This is a genomic window from Fischerella thermalis PCC 7521 (assembly GCF_000317225.1).
Taxonomy (GTDB): Bacteria; Cyanobacteriota; Cyanobacteriia; order Cyanobacteriales; family Nostocaceae; genus Fischerella; species Fischerella thermalis.
On sequence record NZ_AJLL01000045.1, the window covers coordinates 25,619 to 35,101 of the forward strand.

Genomic DNA, 9,483 nt, shown 5'->3' on the forward strand with positions numbered 1-9,483 from the left:
TAAAAATGAAAAATTAAAAACCGTAAAAATCCTTATTCGTAAACATGCTTGTCATCCACTGGAACACAAATTAAATCAGTGATGATTTGCATATTTCAGCAGTTTCACGGCAAGTTGATCAACGTAATTTTAAAATTTTTATGCCAAGTATCTATTTTAAGGCTGATGTCGTAGTTTCTCTATAGAAGAAATATGGTGTTAACAGGTTACTGTTATCAATTCCCTCTAAATATAGGGTACTAGTAGTTTGTCACACAAAGTTTCCAAGTTTTGTAGTAAGTACTAAGCGTACTTCAATAAGTGCTGTCTTTGCTTACTAGAAACATTGCAAAGTTAGTATGCCAGAATACTAGTCTCTTAGTTCCTGTGTACACCTCTAACAGTAAGTAAAAGTATGAATCCTGAATAACAATTATAAGACATAGATAAGACTAATTACGTAATTACACGTAGCTTCAAAAGTAGAATGCTTCCTCCCGAAAGCTGCTTCATGATTAATTTAATCAAATAGCAGTTACAAATGCTGATTTTATATTCTCAATCAGGCTTTGTATGGAATATAACAAAGTGATTAACAGTTAAAGGAATTATCTATGAATAACTCCATTCCCGAACTTGATAAAATACGTCGTCAATTGATGACTCTGGAAAAGCCAAAAAAGCAGAAAATCTTAGTAGTTGATGATGAGCCAGATAATCTGGATCTGTTGTATCGTACCTTCCGCCGAGATTTCCAAGTCTTGAAAGCCGATAGTGGTATGAACGCTTTGCAAGTGTTAGCAGCAGAAGGGGAAGTAGCAGTCATTATCTCCGATCAGCGAATGCCAGAAATGAAGGGAACTGAATTTCTGAGTAAAACAGTACCTCAGTTTCCCAACACTGTCAGAATTATTCTCACAGGTTTTACGGATATTGAAGATCTAGTAGAAGCAATAAATGCTGGTCAGGTATACAAATATATCACAAAACCTTGGGATCCAGCAGAATTAAAAGCAGTAGTACAAAGAGCAGCAGAAACCTATGATTTACTCAAGCAACGCACAGAAGAATTGCGTCGTGCTAATGCTCAAATGGCGCTGTTGACTGTTTTAGTGCAGGTGGCTCAACAAGCATCTAGTTTAGAAGCTATATTAAATCCCATTGCTACAGCTTTTGGTGAAAGTTTTAGCGCCGATGGCTGTATTTTACAATTAGTCGAAAATCTTAGTCTGGTGACTACTCAAGGCAGTTACAGCAGTGAAGGTTCTGTAGAAAACTGGTTAGCTGGTGACCCATTGACTAGTGAAGCGATCGCCACTGGTCAAATGCAAGTCTCAGTTAATGTCCCCAATGACGAAAAACTTGCTGGTGTAGCACACTATACAGACTCTGGTGTAGAAGCGCATTTAATTATCCCAATTACCTATGCAGGTAAAGTTTTAGCGGTGTTGTCTCTCCAGTGGAAAAAACCCTGCACATTACGAGAAGATGAACTCAAACTGATTCATCTATCAGCACAGCTAGTAGCCACCGTACTCAGTTGTACTCGTTATCATCAAACCGCTAGTGCTTAATTGTCAAGAGTCAGGATAGGGGAAAGGGGAGGTGGGGAGGTGTGAGAGGTATGAGGAGTGTGAGGGGTATGAGGAGTGTGAGGGGTATGAGGAGTATGAGGGGTATGAGGAGTGTGAGAGGTATGAGGAGTGTGAGGGGTATGAGGAGTGTGAGGAGTCAGTATTAAACAACTACTAACCACTAACTACTAACTACTAACCATCAACAAACAACCACCAACTCTTGACTATTGACCCTTGACCAAATAATTTCTCCCAGGGTAAAAGGGTAAATCTAAAATCTAAAATCTAAAATTGTTTGACCCTTGACCAATGTCTGACGAAATTCGCAATATCTTTGACCGTATCGCTCCCATTTATGACCAACTCAATGATTGGTTAAGCTTGGGACAACATCGGATATGGAAAGAAATGACAGTAAAATGGAGTGAAGCCAAAGCCGGAGATACTTGTTTGGATTTGTGTTGCGGTAGTGGTGATTTGGCCTTCCGGTTAGCAAGGCGTGTGGGTAAAAGTGGACAGGTGTACGGAGTAGATTTTTCGTCTGCACAGTTAGAAATTGCCAAAGAACGCTCTCAAAGTCAGTATCAAACTCCCCCCATCACCTGGATAGAAGCAGACGTACTCAATTTACCCTTTGAAGACAACAAATTTGACGCTGCTACGATGGGCTATGGTTTACGAAATGTCACAGATATTCAGCGTAGCCTGAAAGAGTTACACCGTGTCCTCAAAAAAGGCGCTAAAGCTGCAATTCTAGATTTTCATCGTCCCAAAAATTCGACTGCTCGCAGCTTTCAGCAATGGTATCTAGATCATCTTGTAGTGCCAATTGCTGAGCAAATGGGTTTAAAGGAAGAATATGCTTATATTAGTCCCAGCTTAGACCGCTTTCCCTCTGGAGACAAGCAGGTAGACACAGCTGTTGCAGTTGGCTTTGCAACTGCCACACACTACCCCATCGCGAACGATATGATGGGAGTGCTGGTAGTCACCAAATTTTAGATATTAGATTGGAGAATGGGTAATGGGTAATGGGTAATGGGTAAGACTATTACTAATTACCAAATACCAATTACCAAATACCAATTACCAAATACGAAATCCTGTGGATTGGTCTCATCTTTGGCTGTATGTGTCTCCCCCCATCTTGGGTGGGGTAATTGGCTATTTCACTAACGATATAGCCATCAAAATGTTATTTCGTCCTTACCGAGCAATTTACATAGGTGGACGGAGAATTCCCTTTACACCTGGACTTATTCCCCGGAACCAGGAACGTCTTGCCAAAAATATCTCTGATACGATCATGAGGTCGCTGTTGACACCAGAAGAATTACAGAATCTGGCGCGGCGACTCCTACAAACAGAACGTGTGCAATCAGCTATTTTCTGGTTGCTGCAAATGGCAATTGATCAGGTAAAAGCAGATCGTGAGCAAAAAACTGCCAAAATTGTGGCAAATATTTTGCGGGATTTGTTAGGTGAATCGCTACCTCGTCTGTTAAAGGTTTTGGCACGACGGGAAGATTTTTTAGAAGCACAGATTAATCAAATTTTTGATCAAGTGTTACTAGAATTTCAATTAAGTGAAGAACAAGCCTCTCGCCTGGCTGATTGGTTATTAGAAGTTGTCTTACCACCAGATGTCATCCGACAAGCGATTATTAATTTTTTGACCGATCGCACAATTCAAACTATAGATGAAAGCTTTCGAGAAAAAACCAGTGGTACTTATTGGGTAGTAGCAAATTTATTTGGTTTACGTAATAGCTTAACCCGCTTGCGGACTTACTGTTTAGATGAAAAAGAAGCAACCAATCAACGTTTGCAGGAGTTGATTCAAGAATTACAAGTACGCGATCGCATTAAAAAATTATTGCAAGAGATAATGTTACAAAACTTACCTGTAGGTACAGTCCGACAACTAAGAAAAACTACCCGCGATAGCGTGCGTCAATACCTGCAAACACGTGGTAGTGAATTTTTACAAGGATTTAGTGACTCGGTTAATTGGGAAAATATTGCTGTATTATTAGTTAATCGCCTGAGCAATTCTGCTGTTGTTAATAGTTCTTTAGAAGTTGTAAGTTTGGAATTAGCATTAATCTTAGAGCGATATTTGGAAAGAGATTTGGAAGCTATAGTTGCTCAAGCAATTCCAATTTTATCAATTGATCAGGTAATTATTGACCGTGTTAAGTCAACATCACCTGCTGATTTAGAAGCTGCTATTGAGGGAATTGTCAAGAATGAATTACAGGCAATTGTTACCTTAGGTGGAATTTTAGGTTTTATTGTCGGTTTATTTCAAACGGTATTTATATATTTGAGTCAAACATAATTAAAAAGCTCAATCACCAATTACCAATTGTTCAAGTTGGCGGGTTATATAACTTCCATCCCAGCCACGCTTCAGTAACTTCCCGCCGACTTTTTGTGAACTAAAGCACCTTTTTGAGAGCCTCTAACCAACGGTTAGCTATTTTCCATTCACCAGTATCATTAGGATGACACCCATCGAAAGTATCAGAGAGATTGAAACCACTATATTGATCCACAACCATAACAGGTGATTGATATGTGTTGGTTTGGTTGGCAAGAGTTGGGATCTGTGCATTAAATAATACTTTGCGCTCCAGACTACCACAGGAGGGAATAATTTCAGCCAACAGTATTTTTACATATGGATTATAGTATCGAAGCTTTTGAATGATTCCGCGTATATCCTCGATTGTACTCTCTGGGGTTTCTCCGCTGCCAAGATCATTTGTGCCTAGATGAATTAGCACTACATCTGGTCGAGTTTTGCTTGCCCATTCGTCAATCCTAGCAAGTATCTGATCAGCCCGCCAACCACAATGACCCTCATTGTCTAAATCAAAATCAGGCAAAGAAGGACGTCTGCCACAATTAACTTGGAGTGAGCCAACAAAATCGATACTATAACCTGCATTGAGTAAGTAAAACCAAAGTAAGCGACGATAGCTGTTTTGAACCCCCTCTCCTCCAGTAATAGAGTCGCCAAGAGGCATAATTCGCGTACGACTATAATTTTGTGCAATTAAAAGTGGTTTGTTATTTTTGTTGACACCTAATGCTGTCTGATTGAAAGTACTCTTACCTATTACTTCTAAAGCCACAAAAGTAACTACAATGCTTAAATTTATCAACCACCAACGACGCATCTTGCTACCTCTTAAGTAAAGATATGCATTTAACTTGCCTTGTAGCGGTTGCTAGGAGAATGTGGAGATAAAAATTGAATAAAAATCTCCTAATTGCTGTACAGATGTGCAATTAAATATCTGTACAAAACAGAATTCTCTAAAGAGAATGCAACCTGATTATTCATTAATTTAACAAGATTATATAGAAAAGTTATCATCAATATTAATATTGATTTGTTAGATGATAATTAATGCTTTGATGCTAGTTTTTAAACGGTTTTTGACTTAATATTTTGACATTTCACCTGATAGCTAAAGAAGATTGAAATTTATTTTGACTTATACTAAGTTGTGTTTAAAAAACACTTATGATCGTCAGATCCCCGACTTTTTCAAAAAGTCGGGGATCTTGCAACCTACCAGAACTAATGAGACAGATCATTAGTTGGTTGTTTCCACCCCTTCAACTTCAACACATCACCTTCAAACTGCTTACCTTTTAACATGCGATTCCAGTAAACCCAAGGTAAAACATGACGCTTCACCAACCACATACTATAACGTTCCTCTCTGGGATCTATTGGGAAAGTAGATATCGGTTGGTTATTGTAGTCAAACTCTGCCATGATTACTTTGCCATATCCAGTAATTAATGGACAGCAAGTATAGCCGTTGTAGCTTCCTGTCATTGAGGTAGAGTTGATCAATGCCAAAAGATTTTCAACCAAAACAGGAGCCTGGCGGCGAATAGCAGCAGCAGTTTTAGAAGTCGGTAGGGAAGAAGCATCTCCTAAACTAAAGACATTGGGATATTGATTGTGCTGCAATGTCTGTTTATCTACATCTACCCAACCTGTACTTGCAGCCAGTTTGCTAGTTTTGATAAAATCTGGAGCACTCATTGGCGGGGTAACATGGATCATGTCATAGGGAATGGTTACTTGCTGTGTACCTTCATCTGTCGTGACATCAAATACCGCTTCTTTGGCTGCTGCCCGAATTGCCTTGAGATTGTGTTTAAATTTAACTTGAATATGGCGGCGATCGACTACCTTAAGTAATCGTTCTGCATAGGCGGGAACAGGAAAAATTGCACTCACCGCAGAGCAAAACATGACGTTTGTTTTCTTGCTAACGCCTTGTCGTTGAAAAGCATCATCAGCCATATACATAATTTTTTGAGGAGCGCCACCACATTTAATTGGTGTCCCTGGGAAGGTAAACAAAGCATTTCCTCCCTGAAAATTCCGGATCACTTCCCAGGTATAGGGAGCATATTCAAATGCATAATTACTGCACACTCCTCCCTTACCCAGTGCTTCTTGCAAACCTTCTATTAAATGCCAGTCAATTTGAATACCAGGACACAATACCAAGTAATCATAGTAAATTTGTTTACCAGAACGGGTAATTACGGCATTTTCGTCGGGGTTTAGTTCGGTAGCGTAGTCTTGAATCCAAGTTACACCTTTGGGAATACAACTTGCTTGTGGCTTGACTGTATCGTTTATGCTGTATTCACCTCCTCCAACCAAAGTCCAAGCAGGTTGATAATAGTGTTGAGCTTTAGGCTCCAGGATAGCAATGTCGAGTTTGCTATTTTTTGGCACACAACTGAGATGCTACAGTAATGCCGGCAGCACCACCACCAACAATGACTATTTGGTAATGTTGTGTTTCTTGAATAGTAGAGGTGTCAGTACTTGTGGGCGAATTCGTTTTTTTTTGAATAAATGACGACATATATTTCAGCAGCGATCGCAGGCAGCTATCGAACGAGCTATTCGATTCAAGCCGCCACAATTTTTGGTCAATTTATAATTGTGTCTATTAATAATATCAGTCAACTGAATTACTTAGATATTCTTTACAGAAAGATATATACTGAGAAACTTGTTACAATGATATCTCAGCAACAAAAACTAGGTTATTTTGATACTCGATTTTAAAAGTTACTTAGACAATAATTTTTCTAAATTGCTTAAATATTTAATCAGCATCTCTCTGATGGAATATGCATTAGTATAAATATTATGTATAACATTTAATTTGTTGTTCATATTCTAACGGCACTTTATCCACCTATATGAGAAAGGTAAATTTATATGAACAATTAGGTTATGAATATTGAAACTTTTAATCAGTTTCCTTGGACACCTTTAGTTTTACATTGGCTGGCTTATGCTTTTTTAGGATGGTACTTGTCTGTTCATCATATTGTTTGGCTCGTAGGAGTATTAGTGGTTGCTTTGGTATTAACTTTAGTGGGGCGGAGTATATCTTGGTTGAACCGCTTATTGAATTATGGTTCTCAAGTTTTAATTGTTGTCCTTGCTTTAGGTTCGTCGGTGATTTTAGTAGCATTTTTACCGATATTTTTTACTTTTATAATTACGCCATTAGCAACTACTGTTCTAGCAGAAATAGAGCTACGTTTTGCTGGGTTTAGCAAACGAGATGCATTATTGTTATTAACTTTATTAGCTGGCTTGGGTTTAGTAGTAGGTGAAACAGTAGATTTAATATTTTTACCTAGTAACAGATATTAAATTTTTGACTAGGAGGTGCGATCGCTTTCATATTTTTCGGTTTAATATATTGAATATTCTTTAATAGATATAAATGTTACACTTTGTAACAAATTCCGTAAGATACTCATGGAATAGAGAAGTATTACTACGCAGACAGCAACTAGACGTGTTTTGAAAGTCTAGGTTCATCCTGTTGCTCAAAAACTGAGCTTAATTTTTGCTGTTTTGGTTTTTCGACTTAATGAGACCTATCAAACTTTTTGCTTGTTTATACTCCAGTAATTACTGATTTCATAATTTCTGCGGTGATGTAGCAGAAAAGAATTCAATTCCGAAAAGTACTGAAATGTGAGTAATACAGCATGAATAAAAATTTAACACACGCTACACTGAAAATATTTTTAATTGATGGTCATGAAATATGCTTGAGTGGAGTACTTAGGTTACTGTACTCCCAATATCCAGATGCAAAAATAGTTACTGCTAACACTACCGAAAATGTTTTAAATCAAATTTCGTTGCTAGAACCTGATTTAGTTATCATGGATATTTTTCTGCCAGAAAAACAGGGAGTAACAGCACGAGTTTGTACGGGTATACAATTACTCAGGGAATTACTCGATAACTATCCTAAGCTTAATATCGTAGTTCAAAGTGAACACGTAAAAAAACTAGTGCGGATCAAATCTGCAATCGATACACACCAAGGAGGCTTTACAATTGCTGATAAAAGTCTCTCCAGTCAAGAAATGCTCATGAGAGTTAGTTGGGCATTGCAAGGATTAACTCATATTAAAGATATTCAGTCTATCTACTCGGAATTAGACATCAAACCAGAGTGCTTAAGACTATTAAATCTAGCTTTTCAAGAAGGGTTACAAGATAAAGCCATTGCTGAAAATATCCGTGTATCAGAACGCATGGTGCGTCACTACTGGGATAAACTTCAAGAAGCTTTAGGCATTGATTGTCATGAATTAAAAAACCAAGGTAAAAATATCAGAATAATAACTCAAATTCGCGCTAGAGAAGCAGGTTTAATAGACTAAAAAGCTTTGAATTGTCACCATCTTGGTATTTAACTACTAGTATATAGCTACCGAAAATTAGTTCTTTCTAGCAATCGCCTGTCTGTTTTGTTGAATCAAAATCAGGCGATTATTGTTTTCACCAAAGTTTTATTAAAATTAAAGTATTTCTTTATACAAATACCCAAGTTAATCAGAAAAGAATAATAATCAACCCCAATAAAATCAATATCAAGCAAACAATACCATAAATAAAAAACTGAAATAAATAGTTGTGTTTTGGCACTCAAAATGTTTTCTTATTTTTATAAGGCAAAGATTAACCGTCGGTATCTAGGGAAAACAGCTATTCAAAAATTAATGTTTTCTAGTTATCCAAGTATCTACGTTTAATGACTCTGCTCAAGGTTGTCATCTGGCTCTGACTATGTCCGGTAAACTTCACTTCAAACTGAATATCTGCGAATACTGGCATTGCTTGAGCCTGTTTGTAATCATTATTACAACGACAATCGAACCATTGAAAGCAGAAGAAATAAAAAAAACGCAAACATCCAACCTGCAAGCAGTCCCAAGCCTCAATACTTCTGTCACCTTTCAAGATGAGGTTAAAAAAACAAAATCTAGCGATGCGGGGTTGGATTTTGAAACCCCAAGCTTTAGCCTTTTATCCAAGGCAATAAGGATTGTTCAAGCACCAGCCCTGCCAAACATTCCTCCTTTGAATAACAAGCCGCCCTCAACTCAGCCATTACCGGAACCGTCACCACCACAACCTCTACCGCCTCCAGAAGAATTACTGCAACCTCCAGGTACAACAACTCCGACTCCAGAACCAACCCCAAGCGGTGAAGTTCCTCAAACTATCGTTGTGAAAAAATTTAAAGTCACAGGCAGTACTGTTTTTAGTCCTGAAGACTTTGATAAAATTACTGAACCTTACGCTAATCGTCCAATTACCTTTGCAGAACTATTTCAGCTTCGTTCAAAAATTACTCAATTTTATGTAGATCAAGGATACATTACATCTGGAGCTTATATCCCGCCACAAAAATTGCAGAATGGTGTAGTGGAAATTAGGGTAGTTGAGGGGGGACTAGAAGAGATAAAAGTAACAGGTAGCCACAGACTTAATCCTAAATATTTGCAAAGTCGCCTTGCCATTGCCACAAAGCCACCCCTAAACCGCGATCGCTTATTA

At 38.0% G+C, this 9,483-nt stretch carries 10 protein-coding genes; 7 read left to right on the forward strand and 3 right to left on the reverse strand.

The window, feature by feature from the left end; genetic code table 11:
• Positions 1–593 precede the first annotated feature (593 nt).
• The 3 genes from UYK_RS0110260 (at position 594) to UYK_RS0110270 (ending at position 3,897) form a co-directional block, all read left to right on the forward strand.
• A complete protein-coding gene (locus tag UYK_RS0110260) occupies positions 594–1,553 on the forward strand; it encodes a response regulator (RefSeq protein ID WP_009459996.1) in 960 nt (319 codons plus the stop codon).
• A 312-nt stretch (positions 1,554–1,865) separates the two neighbouring features.
• Complete coding sequence (ubiE, locus tag UYK_RS0110265) at positions 1,866–2,558, forward strand: bifunctional demethylmenaquinone methyltransferase/2-methoxy-6-polyprenyl-1,4-benzoquinol methylase UbiE (RefSeq protein WP_009459995.1); 693 nt, start codon at positions 1,866–1,868, stop codon at positions 2,556–2,558.
• A 103-nt stretch (positions 2,559–2,661) separates the two neighbouring features.
• Positions 2,662–3,897, forward strand: coding sequence for a DUF445 domain-containing protein (locus UYK_RS0110270; RefSeq protein ID WP_009459994.1), 1,236 nt, complete (start codon positions 2,662–2,664; stop codon positions 3,895–3,897).
• Between the two features lie 100 nt (positions 3,898–3,997).
• On the opposite strand, the gene UYK_RS0110275 is transcribed toward UYK_RS0110270, so the two are convergent.
• The 3 genes from UYK_RS0110275 to UYK_RS27230 all read right to left on the reverse strand — a co-directional run bounded on the left by UYK_RS0110275 (position 3,998) and on the right by UYK_RS27230 (position 6,466).
• Positions 3,998–4,741: an SGNH/GDSL hydrolase family protein gene (locus UYK_RS0110275; RefSeq protein ID WP_009459993.1), complete on the reverse strand. Its 744-nt coding sequence runs from the start codon at positions 4,739–4,741 to the stop codon at positions 3,998–4,000.
• 407 nt (positions 4,742–5,148) lie between these two features.
• Positions 5,149–6,333 (reverse strand): NAD(P)/FAD-dependent oxidoreductase, encoded by a 1,185-nt coding sequence (locus tag UYK_RS24145; RefSeq protein WP_016871361.1) that lies wholly within the window; start codon positions 6,331–6,333, stop codon positions 5,149–5,151.
• The gene (locus tag UYK_RS27230) at positions 6,320–6,466 is read right to left on the reverse strand and encodes a hypothetical protein (protein ID WP_016871362.1); all 147 of its coding nucleotides are present in this window, start codon (positions 6,464–6,466) and stop codon (positions 6,320–6,322) included. Before UYK_RS27230 ends, UYK_RS24145 begins: the two co-directional genes overlap by 14 nt.
• On the opposite strand from UYK_RS27230, the gene UYK_RS26075 reads away from it, so the two are divergent.
• The 4 genes from UYK_RS26075 to UYK_RS0110295 form a co-directional block, all read left to right on the forward strand.
• The gene (locus tag UYK_RS26075) at positions 6,457–6,672 is read left to right on the forward strand and encodes a hypothetical protein (protein WP_102148038.1); all 216 of its coding nucleotides are present in this window, start codon (positions 6,457–6,459) and stop codon (positions 6,670–6,672) included. The genes UYK_RS27230 and UYK_RS26075 overlap by 10 nt on opposite strands.
• Positions 6,673–6,843: 171 nt before the next feature.
• The gene (locus UYK_RS0110285; protein ID WP_009459991.1) at positions 6,844–7,272 is read left to right on the forward strand and encodes a hypothetical protein; all 429 of its coding nucleotides are present in this window, start codon (positions 6,844–6,846) and stop codon (positions 7,270–7,272) included.
• Positions 7,273–7,616: 344 nt separating this feature from the next.
• Complete coding sequence (locus UYK_RS0110290) at positions 7,617–8,303, forward strand: response regulator (RefSeq protein WP_009459989.1); 687 nt, start codon at positions 7,617–7,619, stop codon at positions 8,301–8,303.
• Positions 8,304–8,709: 406 nt separating this feature from the next.
• The coding region (locus UYK_RS0110295) for a POTRA domain-containing protein (RefSeq protein ID WP_016871363.1) at positions 8,710–9,483 on the forward strand (774 nt) is incomplete at its 3' end.